Genomic DNA, 21,827 nt, shown 5'->3' with positions numbered 1-21,827 from the left:
GGCTACGGCTGCCGGGGCCTCGCGTCGTAGACGAGGTCGGCGATGGCGGAGATCGTCTGGAGGTTTTCGACCTTCAGCGACTCCGAGGGAATGGTGATGCCGTACTTCTTCTGGACGAAGCCCATCATCCGGGCGGTCTCCAGCGAGTTCAGCACGCCGAGCTCCAGCAGGGGCGTGGAGGAGTCGAGGTCCTCCGCGTCCCCGTCCAGGAGTTCCTCCGCGACATAGCGGGTCAGGTCATCGAGCAGGTCGTCTCTGTTCATGGCGCTGGGGTTGCTCCGACTGCGAGTTCGGCATGGACGGCCTGAACCACCTGGGCCGTCAGCTCGTTGAGAAAGAAGTGGCCGCCTGGAAACATCTTCATCGAGAAGGCCTTCTGGGTCTGCAGTCGCCACGCGTCGAGCGCGGCTTCCGAGACGCGAGGGTCGCGCGTGCCACCGAAGGCACACAGCCGCACCGGAAGCGGAGGCTCCTCCTGGTAGGAGTAGCCCTCTGAAATCTTCAGGTCGGCGCGCAGGATGGGGAGGATGAGGTCCAGAACCTCCGGCTGCGCCAGGACCTGCCGCGGAATGCCGTCGTAGCGGGCGGACAGCTCGCGGATGAAGTCGTCTCGCCGCAGCCCGCTCAGTGGCGGAAGTCCGCTGCGTCGGGAGGGTGCCTCCGAGCCGGAGACGAGCAGCGTGCCAGGCAGCGGCAGTCCGCGGCGGCGGAGCTCGCGCGTCAGCTCGAAGGCGATGAGCGCGCCCAGGCTGTGGCCGAAGAAGGCAAAGGGGCTGTCGAAGAGCGGCGACAGCTCCCGCACGAGCGCGTCCAGGAGCCGCGGGAGCTCTTCGATGGACGGCTCATGCAGTCGGCTCTCCCGGCCGGGCGGCTGCACGGCGCACACCTCGAGGTCCGCCTCCGGGAGCAGGTCCGACCAACGGAAGTAGGGGAGACTGCCCGCGCCCGCATAGGGGAAGCAGAACAGCCGGAGACGAGGCGAGGTCTGGGGCTTGCGGCGGACGAGCCAGGGAGACTCGGCCACCGCGATGCTGGATTCAGGATTCATTGACGATGGAGGGGGCAACGGACAGAGGACCTATTTCCGGCAGCTGGCGCGGACTCCGCGGGCCGTCGCCGCGAGGGTCTCGATTCCCAGCGCGAGCCAGTCCGCGCCGTCGCGTGAGAACCGCTCGGCCAGCTCGGCGTCCACGACGGGGCCCCGTCGTGAGCCTGGGCGAAGCTGCTGGAGGAAGTTCTCCCGGGCGGTGACGGAGTTCCGCGCGGTGCGCTCCGCGAGCTTGCGCCCGCTGGCGAACACCTCCGACAGGTTGGGGTCGCGCAGGTTGGACGGCGAGCCCTCGGTCGACTCGCGGCAGCGCCGCGCGAAGTCCGCCGCCGTGTGCTTGGAGGGCGAGGCCAGCAGCACGCGCTCCAGCACAGAGGCCTCCGGCCCGGGCGCGTCGAAGTTCGCCGTATCCCCCTCCGCCTCGCAGGCACCCATGACCTCCAGGGCCACTTCGGGCGCCAGCGCTTGTGGGCAGCCCCCGAGCTGTCGCAGCTCCCGCCGGCAGGCCTCCACGTCCACGGGCGGAAGCGGCAGGGCGGCGATGAGGGAGAACAGCGAGTGCAGCACGGGGAGCTTCGCCGTCTCCGAGCCCGGCAGCGCCTTCAGGACGCGCTGCACGGAGTCCCAGGGCCGGGGGCTCCCGGGCGGGTAGAGCTTGAGGGAGCCCTGCTGGAGGAAGCTCAGCCAGCCCTCCGCGAAGGACTGGGCGCGCTTGCGGCTCTCCGGCGAGGCGATGCGAGAGGCCTCGTCATACACCGCGAGGAAGTACTCGAGGCAGATGGCCTTGCGCAGCCGGATGATGCGCTCTCCCGCTGCGGTGGCAAGCGACGCGGGCGGCGTCGAGGACAACCCCAGCAGCTCGAGCTCCTCCGCGCTCAACCACAGGCGCCCCCGGTCGAGGTCCGCCTGGAGGTCCACCCCATCGTCGAACATCTGGAGTCCCACGGCGGAGAGCTTCGCGATGCGCCGCACCGTGGCCTCGTCCACGTCCGCGAGCTGGAGGCGCTGCGCCATGTAGGCGCCCGGCACGGCCTTCAGGTACCAGAGGGAGAACAGCTCGCGCGAGGTGAGCGGGCGGCCCTGCGCCAGCGCGTCCCGCTCCGCGGCGAAGGCGCGAAGCTGCTCCACGAGCCTCCGCTGGCCGTCCATGAGAGGGGGCGCGGCGGCCATGAACTCGCACAGCGCCACGATGGCGTCCAGGTCCTCGGTGAGGACGGTGGCGTCGTCGAGGACCGCGTACCCGCTGGCGCGGACGGCCTCCTCGATGCGGCGGACGCCGAACCCGTAGTACGTCCAGAGGCGGGCTTCGGACTCCGTGGCGGCAATCTGTGGCAGGTAGCCCAGCACATCCGCTTCGAGGAGCCAGCGCCGCATCGCGGCGAGCGAGAGGTCGCTCAGTGGGTTGCCCTGCAGGTCGACAGCGCTTTTCATGTCACGGCTCCTCGGGAGATTCCGGAGGGTGCCAGGATAGTGGGAGGGGCTGCGTGCTCCAGAATGCCTTACATCGGTTCCGCGAGGCACACTGCGCAGGTTGGAAAGCGGGTCACCGCGCAACGCGAACAGAAACGTGGTGAAGCGGTCCAGGTGGACGCCCACGGGGCTGTGCTCGTAGGTCCCATGGAACAGCGTGGTGATGCCGCCCGTCACGGGCATGCCCACGCGCTGCCACAGGCTCGAGAAGATGGTCCGGCGGTGGCACGGGCTCGAGCGCGCAGGCGCTGCCCCTCCGGGCCCAGATGACGCGCAGGACCTGCTGTGCGCCCTTGCGTGGCCGGCGCCAGCGTCACCAGCGAATGGATTAGCAGCCGGTCGCGACCGCGCGGTCGTCATGAGAGGGGCTACAAGAAGGATTTGGAGAGCAGCGTCTCAGCGGCCTGTTCACACGGCAAGAGACCGGAGCAACCCGATGGTAAGCGCCCCAGCCTACGACCACCGCCTGCTGCTCAGCCGTGGCCGCACCTTCCATTTCGCCGCGGCGCCTCCGCCCGACCTGCGCCTGCGGGTCGCCGAGCGAGATCCGCGCGTCGCCGTGAATGCCGTCCTGGCCAATGCGATGGAAGGCGATTTCGGTCACTTCGCTCGGCTCGTGCAAGAGTGGCGCCCTCTGGTGCGTACTGCCGCGTGATCATGACGACGACGCCTTCGAAGCGCTGGTCATGCAGCGCTACCTGGACCTCTGTGAAAAGGTCGCCGAGCCGGGGCGCGCCAGCGTCTGGGAAGGCGAGCCGCTGTCGCTCACCAGAATCGCCGAGAAGGCCCGCGCCCGCATCGAAGGCGGTGAGGACACCGAGGAGGTCGCGATCGCCCGTGCCTGGCTCGAAGCCGCCACCGGCGAGGCTCTGTCCCACTGGTATCGAGAGCACCTGTTGACCAACCTGAGCGCTGGCGCGTCGCTGGATACCCTGATCGCCTCCGGTGCGTTGCAGCGCTTCGAGCCCGCCAGCCGTTACTTCTTCGGCCACAAGATTCCTGATTGAAGATGGCTGCGTCCTTGTTTGTGTCGAGGCGGCCGGGATGGCCAGACGATTCGCGAGGCGCGGTAGTCCATGGGCGGGGTGGGCGCAAGAGTTCAGAATGCTTGGTGCCAGACGGGCCAATGGCTATACTCGCGGTTCCCATCAACACGCCAAGCAAGCACCCATGACGACCCAGAAATTCCATGTTGCGCAGCTGGCGATTTCGCTGGCACGCGAACCCCTTGACCACCCCCTGATGCAAGACTTTGTCGCGCAGCTCCGGCCGGTGAATGAGCTGGCGGACCGCTCACCTGGATTTGTCTGGAGGCTGCAGACGGGCGACGGCGATGCCACGGGAGTCCGTGGGTTCGACAACCCGCTGATCCTGCTGAACATGTCGACGTGGGAGTCGGTCGAGTCGCTCTTCGACTTCGTCTACAAGAGCGAGCATGTGGTGCCCTTCCGCAGCCGCCGGAAGTGGTTCCTTCCCGTCGAGGGACCGCCGTATGTGCTCTGGTGGGTGCCCGTCGGCCATATTCCCACGGTCGCGGAGGCCAAGGAGCGGCTCGAACTGCTCGCGAGCGAGGGCCCTTCGTCCCGTGCGTTCGACTTCAGGCGCCGCTTTCCGCCCCCGGGTGAAGCGCATGCGCCGGTGGAGCCCCAAGGCAAGCGCGCGTCAGGTCAGGTCTGACGCCAGGCCACCCTCCAGCGGAGCCCATGAACCATGACTGGCATCGTCGAACTCAGTCGAACGGAAGTCATTGAATTCCACCGTGTCCTCGAAGCGTGGCTTCGGGGGACGGGCCCCGCCGCCGCGTCTGGAACGGACCGGATGGCGAACGCCTTCGCGCCGGACTGCACGCTGTATGCTCCAAGCGGCATGGCCGAAAAGAAGCCGGTGTTGCTGGAGCGACTCTCCAAGGCCCTCGGCGCGCAGCCGGACATGAAGATCACCATTGATGATTTCGCTCCGGTGTGGGCCCGGGATGAGGTCGCCCTGGTGCGGTACGTGGAGTGGCGCGAGGCGGGCGGGCAGAAGACGGGCAGGTACGCCACGGTGCTGTTCCAGGCGGACCCGGCCGCGCCCGGTGGTGTGGTGTGGCTGCACATCCATGAAACCTGGATGGCGAACCACGGCCCCAGGTAGCGAGCGCGGCACGCCCCCCTGAGAGGAATCACACGTGAGACTGAGCACGCTCGCCGACTTCGACCTGCACTACACCTGGATGGAGTACCTGGACTTCGGCAGTGGAGGCCAGTACCTCGCCATCGTCGACGGGGCCCTCACCGGCGAGCGGCTCGCGGGCCCGGTGCGCTTCTTGAACACGCCGGTGAAGCGGCCTGACAACGTGAACCTGCCCGCGCTGCGAGGCGTGCTCACCACCCCGTCGGGGGGCAAAGTCTACCTGGAGCTGAATGGCGTCTCGCTGCTCCGAGCCCGCGACCAGGCTCGCGTCTGCACCGCGTCCGTGATGTTCCGCAGCAACAGCGCGGAGCATGCCTGGCTGAACGACGCCTTCGGCCTCCTGGAGGGTGTCCTGGATGCCTCCAACCGGGCGCGCGGACGGATCCACCTGTGTGAGAACACCATCGGCCTGGATGAGCCCGGGGGGCCGGCCCGCTGACGGGCGCGCCGAGGCTCACGCCGTCCGGTGCTGGCGTCCCGGCCGGAGCTCCGCGTCGAGCTCGGTGCCCAGCCGCCGCACCAGGCTCGGGAGGCGCTCGATGTCGGCCACCGTGGTGTTGTTGTTAACGATGCAGACGCGCAGCGCGGCCTGGCCCTCCACGTCCGTATGTGAGGGATAGGCTGCCCCGCCGCGCTGCAGCCGCTTGAGCAGCGCCTTGTTCAGGGTGTTGAGGTAGTCGCGGTGCGCCTCCGCCTGGGGCTCGAGGTCCGCCGGGATGAAGCGGAACGTGGTGATGCTCAAGCCGTGGGTCAGCGGCTCCAGCTCGGGCTCGGCCTCGACACAGGCGTAGAGCCGGCGCGCGAGCCGGATGTCGTCGCCAATCATCCGCGCGTAGCCCGCCCGTCCCTCGTGTTGCAGGCACAAGCGCACCTTGAGGGCGCGCAGGCTGCGGGTGGTCTGCGGCCCCAGGTCCCGGAGCTGGAGCGTCTCCGGGCCTCCCAGCAGGAGCTGCTCGTCGCTGTCCGCGTAGTAGGAGGCGCCCTGGTGGAAGGTGTCATACAGCACGCGCCGGTCTCGCGTGAGCAGGCACCCGACATCCGCGGGCAGGTACATCCACTTGTGCGGGTCGACGACCAGCGAGTCCGCGAGCCGGAGGGCCTGCAGCTCCAGGGGCGCGTCGGGTGACAGCACGGCCAGCGCTCCGTACGCGCCGTCCACGTGGAACCACAGCCCCGCCTCCTGGCAGAGGGCGGCGATGTCGGGCAGCGGATCCACCGCGCCCGTGCCCGTGGTCCCCGCGGTCGCGGCGACCATGAAGGGCCGCAGCCCCGCCTTCCTGTCAGCGGCGAGCCGCTGCGCCAGGCTGCTGAAGCGCATCCGACCGCTTCGGTCGGTGTCGACCTTGCGCACCGCGTTCGACCCGAGGCCGCAGAGGTTGGCGGCGGACACGATGCTCGTGTGGGACTCGGCGCTGGCATAGAGGCACAGGGGCGCGCCCGCGGGCCCCCGCACGCCTTCCGCGCGAACGTCCCAGCCAGCCTTGACGTGCAACGCCGCGCGCATGGCGACCAGGTTGGCCAGGGAGCCGCCGCCGAGGAACAGCCCGCCACAGTCCGTGGGGAAGCCGACGAGCCGCGCGAGCCAACGCACCGTCTGCGCCTCCAGCGACACGGTGATGGCGCACGTCGGGTAGCTGGTGACGGGCGGGTTGATGACGGACGCGAGCAGGTCCGCCAGGGCGCCCAGCGGGCTCGGTGAGCCCATGATGTAGGCCCAGAAGCGAGGATGCGCCGTGGAGACGGCGTGCTCACGCAGCAGCGTGAAGGCCCGCTCCAGCGCCTCGCCGGGCGCCATTCCCTGCTCCGGGAAGGCGTCCGCGTCCAGGAGCGCGCGGATGCGAGGCGCCGAGTCCTCGGCCCGGACGGGCTGGTCCGGCAGCGCGGTCAGGAAATCACCCAACTGGTCCACCAGCCGGTGTCCCAGCTCCCGGAACTCGGCCGCGGACATTCCCGCGGCTTGGGAGCGCCCCTTGGCATTGGCGCCCTCAGTCATCGGCGCGTTCCGTCTCTTCCCGGGCCAGCTCCGCGGCGACGGCGTTGGCCCCCGCGGTGATGAACGTCTCCAGGTCGGACGTCGGCAGGTGCTGCTTCATCACCTGGACGAGCCGCGCCTTGGCCTTGTCGTCCAGCGTGCTCTTCCCCTGGGCGAGCTCACGGACCGTCTTCCGGTAGAGGCGCAGGTAGCGGCGCTGGGCCTCCAGGCTGGCCTTGGAGGTGCTGGGCGCGCCGTGCCCTGTGAATAGCAGCGCGTCCTTGGAGAGCTTCGCCTCCAGCCGGTCCAGGTTCTTCAGCCACAGGGCGGAGTGGCCGTCATTCATGAAGGAGTGGACGCCGCCGAAGACGATGTCCCCCACGAACGCCACGGACGCGGCGCGGCCGACGACCCAGTAGCTGTCCCAGTGGGACTCGCCTTCCCCCAGCTCCCCGACGGTGAACGGGATGCCGTCGAAGTGCAGCGTCTGCCCCTCCTTGACGAGCTGGTTGGGGAAGCGCCGCGTGGCGGGCCAGTCCTCGCCGAAGACGGGCTTCCACTGCTTCTCCTTGGCGTCGTCGATGCGGCGGATGACCGCGTCCACGCCCTGGGTCGCAATCATGGGCACGTCCAGGCCCCGGGTGATTTCGGCCGCGCCGTTGTAGTGGTCCGGGTGCCCGTGGGTGACGATGAGGCCCACCAGCGGCTTGCCCGTCGCCTCGACGCGCGCCCGCACGCCCTTGGCGTCGGAGACGCGCATCATCGCGTCGATGACGACCACGGACCTGGCGGTCTCCACGATGAAGGCGTTGGTGAACAGCCCCTCGCTCCCCGAGTTGTGGACGTGGACCTTGAACTCATCCGCGGAGTGGGGGACGGGACGCTCGCGCTGCTTTGGTTTCACGGATTCACCGAGGAGAAGAAGGCTGGGAGTCCGCGAGCTCCCGCATGAGCGCGGAGAGCCCCGGGGCGGGCTCGGGGGAGACACGGGCCTGGCACAGCAGCGCGCTCAGCCGGGGCAGGTCCCTGGCCACGACGCCGGGGAAGACGTGGTGCTCCCGGTGCAGCGTGCGCGGCAGCCCGCTGATGAGGAGCGCTGGCAGCAGCCCCAGCCGGGTGGAGCGCGCGTTCACATTGAGGTCGCCCTCCTCGCGGGTCCACCGGTGCTCCGTGAGGTCCATGAGCGTGAGGATCATGGGGTACACGGTGTACATGGGCAGCAGCCACAGGAGCAGGAAGGGGCGCCAGAGGCCGAAGTACGCCACCGCGCCCAGCGCGACGGCGAAGAAGAGCAGCTTGATGCGCCGCTCGCGCTCCATCTCCGCGTCGTCCCGGAACGGGAGGAGCAGCGCCCGCAGGTGGTTGTCCCGCCACTTGACGGTGTGGTTCCCCTGGGGCGGCACGTAGTCCTGACGGCCCTTGAAGAACTCGAGGACGCTCAGGAGCCCCGCCTTCACGCACGTCCAGAGCAGGCGCCCCGGCGAATAGGGGCGCTGGGTGTCCCCCCGCAGGTGCCTGCCCAGCCAGTTGGGGTCCTCCGGGGTGAACAGGTGCCGGTGGTGCAGCATGTGCACCCGCCGCCACTGGACGAAGGACCAGGCCTCCGGGTGGTGGAACATCACCAGGTTCGAGAACACCGTGCCGACAATGGCATTGGCCTTGTGGGAGCGAAAGAGGCCGTAGTGGCTCGCGTCGTGGTTCAGGATGTAGAGCGAGTGCTGCCGCCCCGCGATGACGACGATGGCGAGCAGCGTGACGAGGGGATGTTGGAACCAGGCCTCGGCGGCGAAGGCCAGGGCAATCCCAGCATAGACTTCCAGATAAAGCAGTACGCTGCGCCAGGGCCGGGCCTTGTGCAGCGCTCGGACCTGCTGCCAGACGTCCTTGGGGAGCAGATGACTGGCCTGCGCCCCCAGCTCGGGCCAGCCCGGACGCGCCACGGGCGCGGGAGCGGGCTCCCCGGAGATGGGATTCGGTTGACTCATTCCGTCAATTCCTTGGCACGGCGCCCCCGCGCCTAGAGCTTCTCACCCCGAGCGCGGGCCTCGCGGCGCAAGGCCACGCTCGTACCATGAACGCCCCAGTTCTCCGGATCGATTTCCTGGATGACAATGAACGTGGTCGCGGGGTCCTTGCCGAGCACATCCACGAAGACCTTCGTGATGCGCTGGATGAGCTCCAGCTTCTGCTCCGCGGCAAGCCTATCTCCAGTGAGCTGGACATTGACGTATGGCAATTTTGAGCCCTCGGCGTGGCCGCCCTGCTGGGACACGGGGCGGCCAGGAATGACAGTCGGTACGCGTCGATTCGAGCGTGAGCGCCACGGCGCCCGGCATCAAGGGACGACGTGCGAGCCGCGGTACGGCCCGACGGTGGACTCCTTGAGGCCCTTGAGGTGGGGGTAGAGCCTGTCAATCACGGCCCCCGCGGTGTCCAGGCGGAGCAGGATGCCCAGCACGATGTCGGGCATGACGGCCGGGTTGCGCTCCAGGAGCGGCAGGATGATCTCCCCCATCCAGGCGTTGGCGTGCTCCACGTCGACCGTGGTGTGCTCCAGCAGGTACTCCAGCGGCTTGTCGCCCACGCCCAGCCGCCGCCAGCCTTCAATCTGCCATTCGAAGCGCCCGGGAATCATCGTCTCCGTCGCGAGCAGCGCGCCCAGGATCTCCGTCAGACGCGAGCGGTTCGTGGCCATGCTCATGTACATGTTGACGAGCGCCAGCTCCTCCCGCACCAGCAGGTCGAACTGGTGGGTGTAGACATCCTTCGGGAGGTCCAGGAACTCCATCAACCGGAAGCGCATGTTCCGGTGGACGCGCTCGTCCTGTGCGTGGCCGACCTCATCCCAGAAATTCTTGGCCAGCTCGAGCTTGATGCCGCCATAGACGCCCGGCATCATCAACGCGATGATGTCACCGAAGAGCGATTCGAGCGGCGTCTCCTGGAGGATGAACTCCCGCATCTGCTCGAAGGTGGCCTGGTCACGCAGGAACGCGAAGATGGGGTGCGTGACGTTGGATGGATGAGATTGGACGCGCTGCGTAACCCAGTCGCGAAACTGTGACGCGGGAGGCAACGCGGCAAGGATGGGGGCGTATTTCTTCCGCGAGGCCTGGTGCCAACACTTCTCCAGGATGCTCTTCATCTGGCCAAATAGCGGATCGCCCACGTTCAGGCGCTCGACGGACCACGGGGCGGTGAGCAGCGCCATGTTGATGGCGTAGAGCACCCGGTGCGCCTCGGTCAGCGCCGCGTCGTCTCCCTCCTGGAAGGCGCCGCGCGCCAGGAGCTCCACCTGCTCTCGCAGCTGGTTCCGGGCCCCCACGGCCATGCTGTCCATGTCATGGGAATAGAGCCACGTCTTGACTTCCAAATGGAGATTCTGAAGATTGGTTTGACCCGACATTTGGCATTCCTCGAGCTGATGAGGTCCAGGGATGATGAAGCGCCCGCTGCCAGCCCCCATCCGGCAGTAATCAGCGAGGCCGCGGCCGGGTGTATCAAACTAGACATACTCAGGATAGTGACAATTTTGACTCCCAGAGAACTGGAACATTTCCAAGACACGGCTTCTCGAAGCGTCTTCATGGGCCACTGCGTCATGGACCACTGCGTCATGGACCGGTGTGGTCTCCGATGGCGCGCGGCCATACTCCCCGGGTGGTAGGTCCCCTGTCTTTCCAGCACGGCGTCGAGATGCGAGCCTGCGCGTGAATGCCCATGCTCACGCCGTTGGAGAATCCCGTTGATGCCCTCTGTTGGGTGGCGCCGCCCGCGGAGAACCCCGAGCTGACCTCCGAAGACCCGCTCGCGCTCGACTATGTCTCGCAGCAGGTGGGGCTCTGGGGGTTGCCCACGCTGACGACGCGCTCCAGCAGGGCCCAGGCCTACGCCATGGTGCTCTATGGATTGCAACTCGTGGAGCGGGCCATCGAGCACCATTCCTACCCCGCGACGGACGAGGTGCGGCGCGAGCTCTTCGAGCGCTGGGAGCGCTTCTGGGCCCTGGCCACGCTGGAGTTCAGAGAAGGCCAGCTTCCTCGGGGCGATTGGGATTCCATGCGGGGCGTGCGAGGTGCCCGCAATGCGTGGCGCTCCGGAGCGTCGAGCCTGCCACTCGACTTCCAGCTCATCTCCCGTCAGCAGGAGCTGGGAAACCTGGGTGCCTACCTGGCGCCGCTGCGGCGCTCCGGGCTCGTCATCGAGGGCTCCCTGCGGCCGGGCCCGGGCGCGCTGGCGCTCATCGATGCGTTCTGGGACGAGCCCTCGGAGAACAGACACTGGGGACGATACGAGGAGTACGCGCTGCAGGCGTTGGACAGGAAGTCGCCGCACATCGCGCGGACCCATGGGCGGCTGACGCTGGCTCAAGTGGGGCGGTTCAGCCGTCTGACCTCCCTGGTCGAGCGGGAGCGCACCGCGCAGCAGCACCGGTTGTTCGAGGCCCTCTTTGTACATGCACGGGACCCGCACTCGTTCGCGATGAGCAAGTTGGTCGAGTCGGCCGCGAAGGCCGGGCTCTCTGCTCCGCGAGACATCCTTGATGCGGCGCTGGCGGGCCGGTTGGGGCAGCTCTCAGATGAGATCCTGGCGCTCCTGCTGACGGCGCGTCGCTTCGGTGAGGTGATGCAGGAGCTCGTCGGGGCCTTCGACCGGGTCTATGCCTGTCTGGATGGCGCCGGCTGGGTCGCCCCCCGCGAGCGCATCGGGCGCGAGGCCCTCGATGCGCGGACGCTCGAGTCGCTGAAGGGCGCATGCGCGGCGCTGCTGTCCTCACCGAGCGTCGGCGCGATCCGGCGCCTGCCCATGCATGGCGCCGCCTTTCTGAGATTGGTCGAGGCGCTGGTGGAGGGGGATTCGCTCGCGGCGCTCGACCTGCTGCTGGCCTATCACTCCGATGTCCAGCGCGAGCGGCGCCGCGGCGAAGGCTGGATTCGCAACGAGGCCGGCAAGCTCGTGCTCGTCGTCACGTCGTACACCGCGCGTCCGGAGGCGGCCCGCTTCCCGGCGTTCAAGCTGGATGTGGTCCGCACGTTGCTGACTGACCTGGGACGGCTGCCCATGAACCGGGAGCTGGATGCTCCGGAAGGTGCCTCATGATGCTCGAATCCCGGAGGCTCATCGAGCAGGTCCTCGTCTCCGAGCAGCCCTGCCTGGGAGCCGTCTTCTGCTCCTACACGTTCGACCCTTCCTACTTCGAGGACCGCATCCTGCGTGCGTTGCTGCGCTTGCAAGGGGACCCGGAGGAGGAGGCTGTCCGCTACCACGAAGAGGCCCGCGCGGCGCTCCGCGAGACACCGGTGGCCTGCTTCGTCGACGCCCATGTCCGCCGGGGTGGCCGTCGCCTGCCGTATGACCTCCAGCTCATCCGGGAGCGGACTTTCCACCCAAAGGTCATCCTGGTGCTGTACGACAAGGAGGCGCGCGTCGCCGTGGGCTCGGGCAATGCCACCAGGCCGGGCCACGAGCAGAACGCCGAGCTCTTCTTCACGCGCACGTTGCGCTACGACGTCCCCGTCGACGCGGCGTTCCTCCGGACGGTGGACGGGTTCCTCCGGAGCTGCGCGGCGCTCGCGACCCACCCGGGGACCCAGTTGACGCTGGTCCGCTCCGCGCTCGTGTCGAGAATCGCCGGCACGCCGCCCCCCAGCGGCCACGCGCCGACGGAGGCGCTCTTCGTGGACACCTTCAGCGCGTCCATGCTGGACCAGTTGGGCGAGGCGCTCCCCGAGGACGCGCGAGTCACTCGCGTGGGCATCCTGTCCCCGTTCTTCGAACAGGATGACCTCGACATCGCGAATGACACGAAGGGGCTTTCGTCGGTGCTCTCCAAGCTGCTCGCGCTTCGCCCAGGGAGTCCGCCTCCGCTGGACCTTGGCGTGCCCTGGGAGGACGCACCCCTCGCCCCTCCCATTCGCGGGGCACTGCCCGTGCTCGCGGAGGGCGAAGGGCGGCTGTGGGCCTCGCGCTATCGCGAGGAGGTCGACGGCGAGCGCATCGAGCGCCTGGAGTACTTCGGGCTCAAGCGCGTCACGGCGAAACGTGTGGAGGTCCAGCTCGGCTCCGGGCGGCCCGGGCGGCACGAGCGCGAGGCGTTCGAGCATGAAATCGCCGAGGGGCGAATGTGGCCCGTGGAGCCCCCGACGGTCCATGCGCCGAGGCGAATCCTCGAGCGCATCGTCCGCGAGCACGAGGTCCACCTCTGGCTCCATCCGACGGCGACGCTGACACCCTCCGGGCGCGCGAGCCGCCGCCCCCTGCATGCCAAGCTCTTCCTTCTCACGGTGACGAGCGCAGGCAGGACGCTGACCTATGCGCTCGTCGGGTCCGCCAACGCCTCCGACGCCGCGCTCTCGTCTGGGGTGGAGCAGGGGGGCAATGTCGAGGCGGGCGTCCTGCTCTGCCTGGACGGAGAGGTGCGCCTGCCGGAGCTGCTGCCTTCGCTGGTGTGCGCGCCCTTCGAGTCGGCGCGCTTCGAGGAGCGCGAGGCGCCCGCGGCCGACATCGACTTCTCGGCGTGGCTCGAGGACGTCGTCCATGACGCGGCCGCCCGCACGTTGACCGTCACCTGGAGTCAGCAGGGGCCAGCGGGCCTGGGGGCCTGGTCCTGGTGGTACCTGGACCGGGAGCTCGCGAAGGGCGTGGGGCCGGGCGCGGCTCCGGTGGTGCTCTCCGACTTCGACCTGGCCGCGGCGGGCGCCGAGCTGGAGTTCCGCGCGGCGGGGCGGAAGTGGCTGGTCCCCATCCGCGTCGCGGACCTCGCGATGCTGCCCACGAGTGCCCACCTGGCGGGACTGGGCGTCCGGGAGTTGCTGGCGCTGCTGGGCCGGCGCGTGGGCGCGGAGCGGCTGTCGACCCTGCGCGAACAGCGAGGCGTGGCGGGAGTCGACTCCGTCCTGGACACGGTGTTTGGCGAGGGCTTTGGCCCCACGGATGTCTTCAAGGCCTGGTGGGGGCTGAAGGAGGACCTGCTCGCCGCGACGACGGTCTCCGCGTTCCGTTATCGGCTGCTGGGACCGACGGGGGCCCGGACGCTCTGGGAGCGCCTGCGCGACCTGCCTCGGGACTCCGTGTCCGATGACGAGATCTGGGTCTACGGCTGCGAGCTGCTGCGCGAGCTGGAGCAGTTCGTGTTGCCAGAGAGCGCCGATTTGGAGTCGAAGCAGGCGCTGCTCGCGGAGCTGCGGACCCTGCTGCGCGCGGACCTGACGCGGTTGCGGCCGCGAGGTGCCGGGTGGCTGGACGGTGTGGTGCGGTTCTACGGGCTCGAGGGCACCCATGGAAAGACGTGAGCGGACCTGGTTGCGGGGCTTCCTTCGCCTGGATGCAAGGGCCGATTCAACGGTGCCCCTGCGTGACATCGAGCGACAGGAGGACACCGTCCTCCGCGCGCTGGAGCTGTTCGACGACCAGCCAGGCGTCGTGCTCGCGGACGAAGTGGGGATGGGGAAGACGTATGAGGCGCTCGGCGTCCTGGCGGCCCGGCTGCATCTGATGCCGGAGGCCCGGGCGCTGATTCTCACCCCGGGGCCCGACCTCAATATGAAGTGGGCCAAGGAGCTGCGCGCCTTCAGTGACGTCAGCCGCCCCATGTACCGGGGCTTCGCCGGGCAATCCAAGGCCGCGAGCACCCTGGCCGAGCTCGTCGCGACCGCCCGCGAGACGCGAATCACCATCGCGCCCGTGAACATCTTCGCGGGGAGTCGCTCCCTGGCGGACCAGGCCTGGCTGCTGTCGTTGTGGGCGGATGCACAGGGCCTCGCCGGCAATCAGGTGGCGGCCATCTTCCGTCGCTACCGGGAGGGCGCGGTGGCGCGTGTGGACATCGAGCAGCAGCCGTTCCTCGATACCTTCGAGTGGTCGGTCATCAGGCCCCATGTCCGGGCGACGCTGAGACGGCACAGACAGGGGGCGGGAGACGGCTCACTCGACGCGCTCTGGAAGCGCGAGGCCTACGATGGCTTCGCGAACCAGCGGCGGGTTGATGACGCGCTGATGGACCTGCGCTTCCGTCTGGTGGGGCAGCTCATCCCCGACTTCGACCTGCTCATCGTCGACGAGGCCCACAGGCTGAAGAACGTGGACTCCGTGCGGGCCACCGGGGTGCGCACCATCTTCGAGGGGCGCTTCGACAAGGCCTTGTTCCTCACTGCCACGCCGTTCCAACTCGCCGTCGACGAGCTGAAGCAGGTGCTCTCACTCTTCGCCCTGGCCCGGTCCGCGCCTGCCGACCTGCTGGAGCAGGCCCAGCGCTTGTTGGACGACGTGGGGGACTACAAGCAGGCCTATGGCGAACTCGAGCGTGTCTGGTCGCAAGCGGACGAGGCCGCCATCTCGGACTTCGGCGCGTTGTTCTCCAGGGACCCTCGGCTCGAGGAGGAGCCGGCGGATGCCTCGCTGCGGGCGGTGGTGCGGTGCGCGCGCCGGCTCTTGGCCCTGAAGTCGGAGCGCATCGAGCCAGGCTTCCGGCGATGGATGATTCGGAGCCTCCGGGAGGACAAGCGCGTCTACCGCAGGAGCCACCGCCCCAGGCTGCGCGCCCAGGGAGGGGAGGGCGTTCCCTTCATGCTCTACGAGCGGTTCATCGCGGAGCTCTTCCGGGAGAAGAGCCGCACCCACAAGGCGGCGGTGCAGATCAACATGGTCTCTTCCTATGGGGCCGCGCGTGAGGGGGCGCTGCTCTCCGGGGAGCGGCAGGCACTGCTCGGCGGCGACACCGAGGCCTACCGCGGCCTCTTGCGGAGCGTGTTGGGGGCGCTGAGCGGGGAGCAGGGGGGCCACCCGAAGGTGGACCACGTCGTGCAGGACGCGCTGGAGGCCGTCGCCCGCGACGAGAAGACGCTCATCTTCTGCGCCCGCATCGAGACGCTCCACGAGCTGAAGCGGAGAATCGAGGCGGAGTGGGAGAAGCTGCTGCTGGAGCGATGGAGGAAGGTGTATCCGGCCGCGAGCCACGGCGACATCTTCGAGCACGAGGTGGACGGCAAGCGGGTGGATGGGCATCACTCGCGCCTGCGAGACCGGTTCGGCCGCGCCCAGGATGCGCTCTATCTCGCGCTGCGGGAGCGGTACGTCGGAACGCTGTTGGAGGGCGTGTCGGTAGAGGGGGCCCACCTCGAGCGCGTCATCGCGCGGGCGAACGAGCTTCTGCGCCAGCAGCGCGTCTCGAAGACGCAAGCGGAGCGGATGGACTGGTCCCTGGTCAAGCGCTGTGTCGAGCAGGCCGTGGCCCTCTTCGTGCGAGACGGCGTGTTGGCGGGGGATGTCGACCCGGAGGTGCTGCGGCGCCTGACGGACGCGCGCTTCGTGGCGCTCGGCTTCGACCTGGTCGCCGACGACGTCGAGGACTCCGCCGAGGGAGACAGGACGCCGTCCTGGTCGATTGGCGCCGGGGACGCGGCGCTCGTGCTTCGCCGCGAGCATCTCTGGTCCTATCTCAAGGCCCCCTTGCTCGAGGTGCCTCCCGAGCTGCGGGTCCGCACCGTTGAGCGGCTCGCCAGCTATCTCGTCGCGCGCAACGTCCCGTTCCTCCCGGACCTGCTGGCCTTCGCCAGGGAGCAGGGCGTTGACGTGGAGGCGGTGGAGTCCCGGGCGCTGTCGCCAGTGGTGGACCGCTTCTGGACCACGCCTCGGGGACGGCCCTGGTTCGAGTTGCTGAAGCGCTTCCTGGCCTATGCGGGGAAGCTCGACGAGGAGCGGCGGCGCGAGGTGCTCGATGACGCTGTTCGCGCGGGTGCGCTTGTCCGTCACACCGTGGAGGGTGTGAGCCGGGAGCGGCTCCGTGAGGCGTTCAACACGCCCCTGTACCCGATGGTGCTCGTGGCCAACGAGGTCATGCAGGAGGGGCTGGACCTGCATCACCATTGCCGCCGGGTGGTTCACCACGACCTGGCGTGGAACCCCGCGCAGCTCGAGCAGCGCGTGGGGCGCGTCGACCGGCTGGGATCGCTCGTCCAGCGGTTGCGGGCGCGACAGCCGGACACCACCCTGGATGTTCACCTGCCGTTGATTGCCAACACCATCGACGAGCGTCTTGAGCGAACAGTCCGGCTGCGTGAGCGCTGGCTGGAGTTCCTCCTGGGCTCGGCGCCCCGCATCGAGGAATACGGTCTGGCGGACGAGCCACCGAAGCCGTTGCCAGAGGCCTTCGCGCAGGCGCTCCGCGTGGAGCTGGGGCCCGTCGCGAAGGCTCGTCCTCCAAGCGCGGGCTGATTCAAGGCGGAGCCTTTCCTGTGGACGCCGCGAGGGCCTGCCGGAGCCCTCGCGCGCCCCCTACCTGACGGCGCTGAGGTTCCTGATCTGCGTGTTGATCCAAGGGATGTAATTGGAGACCCGCGCATAGATGCCGGGCAGCCCCGGCCTCGCGCAGCCCACGCCAAAGCTCACGATTCCCTGGAGCACGTACCCTTGGGGGCCCGGTACGACGAGCGGTCCTCCGCTGTCCCCTTGGCATGCGTCCTTGCCTCCTGCCGCGTACCCAGCCCCGAGCATCGCCTGCTCGTTGATGGAGATTCCATGGGGGCGGTAGTAATTGGCCACGGACCGATGATTGAGGGTGGGGACGTTCACCTGCATCAAGAGAGGGGAGACATTCCCTTCCTCCTGTGTCAGGCCCCAGCCCGCGACAGTCGTTGCCGTGTTGTCTGGAACCCGCTCCCCGCTGGCAGGGAGGCAGACAGGTGCGCGTTTGCCTCCAGAGGCGTACTTCGGGGCCTGACTGGGGCGCATGGTGGATGACTGACCGCAGGCACCGGCAACGGCCTGGTTGAACTTGATGGGCTGTTCGAGCTTGAGAACGGCGATGTCGTTCATCGTCGTGTCTGGATTGTACCGTGGGTGGTAGACAGCCCGCTCCACCCGGACCGTGACGTGTCCCGTGCTGGGACGGCCCAGGTCATGAGCCCCTGCGACGGCGGTGGCGCCGGACAGCCCGTCGTAGACACAATGGGCAGCGGTGAGAACGATATCGCTCTCTTCCTTGGCGCCGACCCGCACGAGGGCGCCACCACAGAAGTGGCTGTTGAATTGCTGCAAGCTGACAATCCAGGGGTGGGAGTGAGGCCGAGCCTCGATTCCTCCCACAATCTCCTGGTCCCGGCGGCCGACCGCATCGACCGGGTCCCGCTCCAGCTCCGGACCACCGCACCCCAGAAGACCCACCGTGACGACCGCTCCGCTCATGAATCGCAATGCATCCTCCGCTTCAAGTGCGGAGGGCATCAGCAAGTCACGTACCGGGTGGCTGCCCAACCGAGTCAAGGCCTTAGCCGCGCGACAGCAGGCCTGGCGCGCGTCCTGACACGTCAAGTGGAGGCGCTTGACGCGTCAGTCACGCCGTCTTGAAGAGCGTGGGGCGGGATAGGATGCCGCGCCATGGGAATGAACATCATCGGCGGCTTCATCGTGATGCTCGCCGCGCTCGTCGTGGGATGCACCGGGGATGCGCCAAAGCCAGGTCCAAAGCCAGACGCCGGCGCCGAGGTGCCCGACGCCGGCGTCATCACAACGAAGAGTTCGAAGCGGGGAATCGCCTTCGACCTCTCGACGCCCGAGGACCTGGCGGCCGTCGCTCCCGGCGTGAGCTGGTGGTACAACTGGAGCCCCACGCCGCATCCGGGCGTGCCCGCGGATTTCCAGACGCGCTACGGCATGGACTTCATTCCCATGCTCTGGAACGGGAACTTCGACGCGGCGCACATCGAGTCCATCCTCCGGGCGAACCCGCGCATCCAGTACCTGCTGCTGCTCAACGAGCCCAACCTCACCGACCAGGCCAACATGTCGCCGCGGGCCGCGGCGGAGCTGTGGCCCCGGTATGAGCGTGTCGCCCAGAACACCGGCGTGAAGCTGGTAGGGCCGGCGATGAACTGGGGCACCATGCCGGGCCATGGAGACCCTGTCGTCTGGCTGGACGCCTTCTATTCCGCCTATCGCGCAGCCAACGGGAACCGCGACCCGCACATCGATTACCTCGGGTTCCACTGGTACGACTATGGCCTGGAGCACCACCTGGACCGGCTCACGAAGTACGGCAAGCCGTTCTGGGTCACCGAGTTCGCCAACTGCCACAGCCAGCCGGATGGCGCGCAGATTGACTCGGTCGCCAAGCAGCGGGTGCAGATGACGGAGATGGTGGCCGTCTGCGAGCGGCGCGAGGACGTGTTCCGCTACGCGTGGTTCACGGGGCGGTGGACGAATGACCCGTGCTTCGCGAGCCTGCTCGGCGCCGCGGGCACTTTGACCGAGCTGGGTGAGCACTACGTGTCACTGCCCACCAGCGCGCCATAGGGCCACGTTCGGGGTTGTTCCGCGCCCACCGAGGGGAGAGAGTGGGCGCCGCGATGAGTGAATCCCCTGATGTGTTCCTGCTCGGCATGTTCCAGAAGTCGGGTCTGGCCTTCGGCTCCGTGGACGAGGCCTGGCAACGCTCCGAGCACCTCTATCCCTTGCTGGGCTGGCTGACGGCGCGGTTTCCCGAGCCCACGGCCTTTCAGGTCTGCACGGAGTGGCTGCGACAGGCCGCGACGCGCGTCGAGGGAAGTGCCGCCGCCGCGGACCTCTTCGCCCAGGCCCGCGGTGAGGCACCGCGCCAGGGGCACGTCATCGCGGGGAGGCTGGGGGACCTGCGCAACGCGTCCATCCTCGAACGGAAGCCGGCCGTCGCCGCGTTCGCGGACGCCGCCAGCCACCTGTGTGAAGTCTGGGCCGCGGTGACGACGAACGAAGGGGACACGGAGACGAATCCCTGGGCTCGCGCCAAGGCCGCCGCGGGCGCCATGGTGACGGCCCTGTTGGAGCAGCGAGGTGAGGCCGCGGAGGACCCGGCGGCGAAGGCGCGGGCGCGTGTCGAGCTCACCGAGCTCCTGCGCACGGCCCGGGCCGCCATCACCGCTCGCTGAGGCCTCCGTCAACCCGGCGGCGCGGGTGTTGCCCCGCGGGACCGGTTCTCCCGGCCCCCGAATCCCCCTAGCTTGAGTGCGCCGATTCCTGGAAGCCCAGCTCGGATGCACCCCCACCAGCCGTGTCGCGCCCTCCAGGTCTGGCGCGCGCGGCTGCTTCGCACTCATGCCCATGACACGAACCACTCCATTCCACCCGGAAGACGCCGCGATGCCCGCGGCCGCGCTGCACCCGCTGCGAGACTTCGCCGAGAAGCTCGGGCGTGAGCTGCGCTTCGAGGACCTCCGTTCGGGCGCGTGGCACGCCCGCCTGCTGACCGCCTATGTGCGGCACTACGAGGCGCGGCGCGCCGGTACCTCGTCCACCGTCCGTGCCTCCGAGACGGAGGCCCTCATCCGGCGCGCCAGCAATGAAGCGGCGCTGGTGGGGGCGAGCGCCGCGGGGATCTCCACCAGCGCCGCCGTGTTCACCCTGGACACCGGCTTCGTGGGTGCGCTCGTGGCCGTTCCCGTGGCCGGAGCCGCCATGGGGCTGGACACGATGCTGCGCTCGCTCATCCAGGCCCGGATGATGTGTGACGTGGCGTCCGCGTTCGGCGTGCGCATCGATCCGGATGACCCGTGGGATCTGCTCCACCTGCACGCCATCACCTCGGGCTCGGAGGTGCGGGAGGACGCGGACCGCGGCGGTGCGGGGCTCGTGGGCCGGATGCTGACCGAGGACACGGAGGCGGCGGAGCGGAAGTTGGGCAACCGCTTGATGGGGGAGAGCGTGCTGCGAAACCTCCTTCCCTTCGCCAGCGTCGTCACCTCCTCTGTCACCAGCTGGCGGCGCACCCGGCAGCTCGGACATGCGGCGGTGGAGTACGCACGCTACCGCCGCGCCGTGGACGATGCGTTCTCCGCCGTCCGGGCCGTGGACGCGCGGTGCCTGGAGCTGCTCATCGAAGGCGCCTGGTGCCTGTTTGGAACGGATGGGGTGCTGCGAGCCGAGGAGACGGTCATGCTGGCGCACCTGCTGCGCAGCAGCCCGTCTGCGGCGCGCAAGCGGGTCCTGGAGCGCCTGGGAGAAGATGAGGCGCAGTGGGTCGAGCGTCTCCACGAGGTGCCCGAGGCCGCGCGGGATGCCTTCCTGCACGCGCTGGAGGTGCTTGTCGCGGTGGACCTGTCCATGTCGAACGCGGAGTGGCTGCTGCTGCGGCAGGCCGCCGCCGCGCTCAACCGCCCGCCGCGTCGCGAGCGGGTGCAGGCCCTGCTGAAGCAGCTCCGGGCCCATGGTGTCGTGCTTGCGCCGTGGGGCGACCTGGCCGAGTCCCGCGACGAGCGGATGCCGGTGTCCCGTGGTGCCGGGCTGGGCGCTGACGCCCACGGCGCTCCGGGGGCCCTATGAAGACGACGGTGGCCTTCCTGGCGGGCGTGGCCACCGGCTGGATGGCCCGGAGCACCGTCGACAACTCGCGCGGCGCGGTCGTCACCGTGGCGACGGCGGCGTTCGACCTGGTGGGATGGACGCGGCGGGTCATCGCCACCGAGCGCGAGTTCCTCTCCGACCTGCTGGCGGAGGCGCGCTCGCGAGCGAACCTCCATCAGGCCCATGGCCGGCGTGCGGCGGACAGTGGGGCGCGGCCCGTCGCGGACAGCCGGGAGGGGCACGCATGAGGCTCGACCCGGACTCGGGCGCCATTGAAGGGGAGTGGTTGTTGCTCGTGCACCACTCCCCCGGCCGGCTTCGTGTACGCGCGCGCTGCTTCCAAGCGGACTCGGCCCTCGCGGACCGCGTGCGCGGTGAGCTGGGGGAGACGCAAGGGGTGTTCAGCACCGTCCATTCTCCACTCACGGGCAGCTTGCTCATCGAATACAGCCCGGAAGCGGCCGACGTGGAGTCGCTGCTGGCGGCCATCGTCGACACGGCGGACCTGGACGGCATCGTCGACGCCAAGTTCATGGCGAAGTCGCGCAAAGCCCCCGCCGAGCATGTGGTGAGTGGCGCCCGGTGGCTGGACGGACTGGCCCGTGAGGTGACGGGGGCGAGCCTCTACGAGCTGATTCCCGTGGTGCTGACGGCCACGGGCCTCTACTCGCTGGTGGTGAACCCGTCGCAGAAGGGCTGGCTGCCGCGCTGGGACAACGCGCTGTACTGGGCCTACAGCGTGTTCCGTGACGGCGTCCGAGAGCAGGAACTGGAAGACGCCGCGCGCGTCAGTGGGACGGTGGCCTTCCGGCCCCACGCGTGAGGCCGCGGTGGCACTGCATTCAGCTCGGGGGG

At 68.9% G+C, this 21,827-nt stretch carries 22 protein-coding genes and 1 pseudogene; 13 read left to right on the top strand and 10 right to left on the bottom strand.

Annotation, left to right across the window (positions count from 1 at the left end):
• Positions 1-2 precede the first annotated feature (2 nt).
• From HV824_RS00775 to HV824_RS38025, 4 genes and pseudogenes are all read right to left on the bottom strand, one after another.
• Positions 3-263 (bottom strand): acyl carrier protein, encoded by a 261-nt coding sequence (locus tag HV824_RS00775; protein WP_176415085.1) that lies wholly within the window; start codon positions 261-263, stop codon positions 3-5.
• On the bottom strand, positions 260-1,048 hold the full coding sequence (locus HV824_RS00770) for a thioesterase II family protein (protein WP_176415084.1): 789 nt from the start codon (positions 1,046-1,048) through the stop codon (positions 260-262). Before HV824_RS00770 ends, HV824_RS00775 begins: the two co-directional genes overlap by 4 nt.
• 30 nt (positions 1,049-1,078) lie before the next feature.
• Entirely contained in the window at positions 1,079-2,479 is a 1,401-nt protein-coding gene (locus HV824_RS00765) for a hypothetical protein (protein WP_255207638.1), read from the bottom strand.
• Positions 2,480-2,593: 114 nt separating this feature from the next.
• Positions 2,594-2,728 (bottom strand): annotated as a pseudogene (locus HV824_RS38025) (cupin); the annotation flags it as partial.
• Positions 2,729-2,954: 226 nt separating this feature from the next.
• Between HV824_RS38025 and HV824_RS00760 the strand changes: the two are divergent.
• The 5 genes from HV824_RS00760 (at position 2,955) to HV824_RS00740 (ending at position 5,129) form a co-directional block, all read left to right on the top strand.
• On the top strand, positions 2,955-3,173 hold the full coding sequence (locus HV824_RS00760; RefSeq protein WP_176415083.1) for a hypothetical protein: 219 nt from the start codon (positions 2,955-2,957) through the stop codon (positions 3,171-3,173).
• A gap of 31 nt (positions 3,174-3,204) precedes the next feature.
• Entirely contained in the window at positions 3,205-3,525 is a 321-nt protein-coding gene (locus HV824_RS00755) for a hypothetical protein (protein WP_176415082.1), read from the top strand.
• Positions 3,526-3,688: 163 nt separating this feature from the next.
• Complete coding sequence (locus HV824_RS00750) at positions 3,689-4,195, top strand: DUF3291 domain-containing protein (protein ID WP_176415081.1); 507 nt, start codon at positions 3,689-3,691, stop codon at positions 4,193-4,195.
• Positions 4,196-4,228: 33 nt separating this feature from the next.
• Positions 4,229-4,651 (top strand): DUF4440 domain-containing protein, encoded by a 423-nt coding sequence (locus HV824_RS00745; protein ID WP_176422431.1) that lies wholly within the window; start codon positions 4,229-4,231, stop codon positions 4,649-4,651.
• Between the two features lie 34 nt (positions 4,652-4,685).
• Positions 4,686-5,129, top strand: coding sequence for a hypothetical protein (locus HV824_RS00740; RefSeq protein ID WP_176415079.1), 444 nt, complete (start codon positions 4,686-4,688; stop codon positions 5,127-5,129).
• Positions 5,130-5,144: 15 nt separating this feature from the next.
• On the opposite strand, the gene HV824_RS00735 is transcribed toward HV824_RS00740, so the two are convergent.
• From HV824_RS00735 to HV824_RS00715, 5 genes are all read right to left on the bottom strand, one after another.
• Positions 5,145-6,683: an aminotransferase class V-fold PLP-dependent enzyme gene (locus HV824_RS00735; protein ID WP_176422430.1), complete on the bottom strand. Its 1,539-nt coding sequence runs from the start codon at positions 6,681-6,683 to the stop codon at positions 5,145-5,147.
• Entirely contained in the window at positions 6,676-7,566 is an 891-nt protein-coding gene (locus HV824_RS00730; RefSeq protein WP_176422429.1) for an MBL fold metallo-hydrolase, read from the bottom strand. The genes HV824_RS00735 and HV824_RS00730 overlap by 8 nt, the downstream gene beginning before the upstream one ends.
• A gap of 4 nt (positions 7,567-7,570) precedes the next feature.
• Entirely contained in the window at positions 7,571-8,647 is a 1,077-nt protein-coding gene (locus HV824_RS00725; protein WP_176415076.1) for a fatty acid desaturase, read from the bottom strand.
• A 32-nt stretch (positions 8,648-8,679) separates the two neighbouring features.
• The gene (locus HV824_RS00720) at positions 8,680-8,898 is read right to left on the bottom strand and encodes a 4-oxalocrotonate tautomerase family protein (RefSeq protein WP_140792773.1); all 219 of its coding nucleotides are present in this window, start codon (positions 8,896-8,898) and stop codon (positions 8,680-8,682) included.
• A gap of 99 nt (positions 8,899-8,997) precedes the next feature.
• Positions 8,998-10,035, bottom strand: coding sequence for an iron-containing redox enzyme family protein (locus HV824_RS00715; protein WP_176415075.1), 1,038 nt, complete (start codon positions 10,033-10,035; stop codon positions 8,998-9,000).
• A 347-nt stretch (positions 10,036-10,382) separates the two neighbouring features.
• Here HV824_RS00715 and HV824_RS00710 point away from each other — a divergent pair, with 347 nt between their 5' ends.
• From HV824_RS00710 to HV824_RS00700, 3 genes are read left to right on the top strand one after another with little or no spacing between them, the layout of a single operon-like run.
• Positions 10,383-11,762 carry a hypothetical protein gene (locus HV824_RS00710; protein ID WP_255207637.1) on the top strand — a complete coding sequence of 460 codons (1,380 nt, stop codon included), beginning with the start codon at positions 10,383-10,385 and terminating at the stop codon, positions 11,760-11,762.
• Entirely contained in the window at positions 11,759-13,954 is a 2,196-nt protein-coding gene (locus tag HV824_RS00705; RefSeq protein ID WP_255207636.1) for a hypothetical protein, read from the top strand. Before HV824_RS00710 ends, HV824_RS00705 begins: the two co-directional genes overlap by 4 nt.
• Positions 13,941-16,874, top strand: coding sequence for a helicase-related protein (locus HV824_RS00700; protein WP_255207635.1), 2,934 nt, complete (start codon positions 13,941-13,943; stop codon positions 16,872-16,874). The genes HV824_RS00705 and HV824_RS00700 overlap by 14 nt, the downstream gene beginning before the upstream one ends.
• 60 nt (positions 16,875-16,934) lie before the next feature.
• Here the strand turns inward: HV824_RS00700 and HV824_RS00695 are convergent, their stop codons facing one another.
• Complete coding sequence (locus HV824_RS00695; protein ID WP_255207634.1) at positions 16,935-17,843, bottom strand: serine protease; 909 nt, start codon at positions 17,841-17,843, stop codon at positions 16,935-16,937.
• Between the two features lie 192 nt (positions 17,844-18,035).
• Here HV824_RS00695 and HV824_RS00690 point away from each other — a divergent pair, with 192 nt between their 5' ends.
• From HV824_RS00690 to HV824_RS00670, 5 genes are all read left to right on the top strand, one after another.
• On the top strand, positions 18,036-18,950 hold the full coding sequence (locus tag HV824_RS00690; RefSeq protein ID WP_176415072.1) for a glycoside hydrolase family protein: 915 nt from the start codon (positions 18,036-18,038) through the stop codon (positions 18,948-18,950).
• Between the two features lie 53 nt (positions 18,951-19,003).
• On the top strand, positions 19,004-19,561 hold the full coding sequence (locus tag HV824_RS00685) for a hypothetical protein (RefSeq protein WP_176415071.1): 558 nt from the start codon (positions 19,004-19,006) through the stop codon (positions 19,559-19,561).
• 172 nt (positions 19,562-19,733) lie between these two features.
• Entirely contained in the window at positions 19,734-20,951 is a 1,218-nt protein-coding gene (locus tag HV824_RS00680) for a hypothetical protein (protein ID WP_176422427.1), read from the top strand.
• Positions 20,948-21,220, top strand: a complete 273-nt coding sequence (locus HV824_RS00675) for a hypothetical protein (RefSeq protein ID WP_176415069.1) — start codon at positions 20,948-20,950, stop codon at positions 21,218-21,220. Before HV824_RS00680 ends, HV824_RS00675 begins: the two co-directional genes overlap by 4 nt.
• Complete coding sequence (locus HV824_RS00670; RefSeq protein WP_176415068.1) at positions 21,217-21,795, top strand: HMA2 domain-containing protein; 579 nt, start codon at positions 21,217-21,219, stop codon at positions 21,793-21,795. Before HV824_RS00675 ends, HV824_RS00670 begins: the two co-directional genes overlap by 4 nt.
• Positions 21,796-21,827: the final 32 nt, after the last annotated feature.

Source organism: Myxococcus sp. AM009 (genome assembly GCF_013372605.1).
GTDB classification, from domain to species: Bacteria; Myxococcota; Myxococcia; order Myxococcales; family Myxococcaceae; genus Myxococcus; species Myxococcus vastator.
This window is presented reverse-complemented; position numbering and strand designations above follow the sequence as displayed.

Excerpts from the sequence above, each read along its gene's own strand:
- HV824_RS00700 (WP_255207635.1), top strand. The coding sequence starts at position 13,941 with ATGGAAAGACGTGAGCGGACCTGGTTGCGGGGCTTCCTTCGCCTGGAT.
- HV824_RS00760 (WP_176415083.1), top strand. The coding sequence starts at position 2,955 with ATGGTAAGCGCCCCAGCCTACGACCACCGCCTGCTGCTCAGCCGTGGC.
- HV824_RS00725 (WP_176415076.1), bottom strand. The coding sequence starts at position 8,647 with ATGAGTCAACCGAATCCCATCTCCGGGGAGCCCGCTCCCGCGCCCGTG.
- HV824_RS00735 (WP_176422430.1), bottom strand. The coding sequence starts at position 6,683 with ATGACTGAGGGCGCCAATGCCAAGGGGCGCTCCCAAGCCGCGGGAATG.
- HV824_RS00705 (WP_255207636.1), top strand. The coding sequence starts at position 11,759 with ATGATGCTCGAATCCCGGAGGCTCATCGAGCAGGTCCTCGTCTCCGAG.
- HV824_RS00745 (WP_176422431.1), top strand. The coding sequence starts at position 4,229 with ATGACTGGCATCGTCGAACTCAGTCGAACGGAAGTCATTGAATTCCAC.
- HV824_RS00710 (WP_255207637.1), top strand. The coding sequence starts at position 10,383 with ATGCTCACGCCGTTGGAGAATCCCGTTGATGCCCTCTGTTGGGTGGCG.
- HV824_RS00685 (WP_176415071.1), top strand. The coding sequence starts at position 19,004 with ATGAGTGAATCCCCTGATGTGTTCCTGCTCGGCATGTTCCAGAAGTCG.
- HV824_RS00675 (WP_176415069.1), top strand. The coding sequence starts at position 20,948 with ATGAAGACGACGGTGGCCTTCCTGGCGGGCGTGGCCACCGGCTGGATG.
- HV824_RS00750 (WP_176415081.1), top strand. The coding sequence starts at position 3,689 with ATGACGACCCAGAAATTCCATGTTGCGCAGCTGGCGATTTCGCTGGCA.
- HV824_RS00690 (WP_176415072.1), top strand. The coding sequence starts at position 18,036 with ATGGGAATGAACATCATCGGCGGCTTCATCGTGATGCTCGCCGCGCTC.
- HV824_RS00670 (WP_176415068.1), top strand. The coding sequence starts at position 21,217 with ATGAGGCTCGACCCGGACTCGGGCGCCATTGAAGGGGAGTGGTTGTTG.
- HV824_RS00755 (WP_176415082.1), top strand. The coding sequence starts at position 3,205 with ATGCAGCGCTACCTGGACCTCTGTGAAAAGGTCGCCGAGCCGGGGCGC.
- HV824_RS00680 (WP_176422427.1), top strand. The coding sequence starts at position 19,734 with ATGACACGAACCACTCCATTCCACCCGGAAGACGCCGCGATGCCCGCG.
- HV824_RS00775 (WP_176415085.1), bottom strand. The coding sequence starts at position 263 with ATGAACAGAGACGACCTGCTCGATGACCTGACCCGCTATGTCGCGGAG.
- HV824_RS00695 (WP_255207634.1), bottom strand. The coding sequence starts at position 17,843 with ATGAGCGGAGCGGTCGTCACGGTGGGTCTTCTGGGGTGCGGTGGTCCG.
- HV824_RS00770 (WP_176415084.1), bottom strand. The coding sequence starts at position 1,048 with ATGAATCCTGAATCCAGCATCGCGGTGGCCGAGTCTCCCTGGCTCGTC.
- HV824_RS00765 (WP_255207638.1), bottom strand. The coding sequence starts at position 2,479 with ATGAAAAGCGCTGTCGACCTGCAGGGCAACCCACTGAGCGACCTCTCG.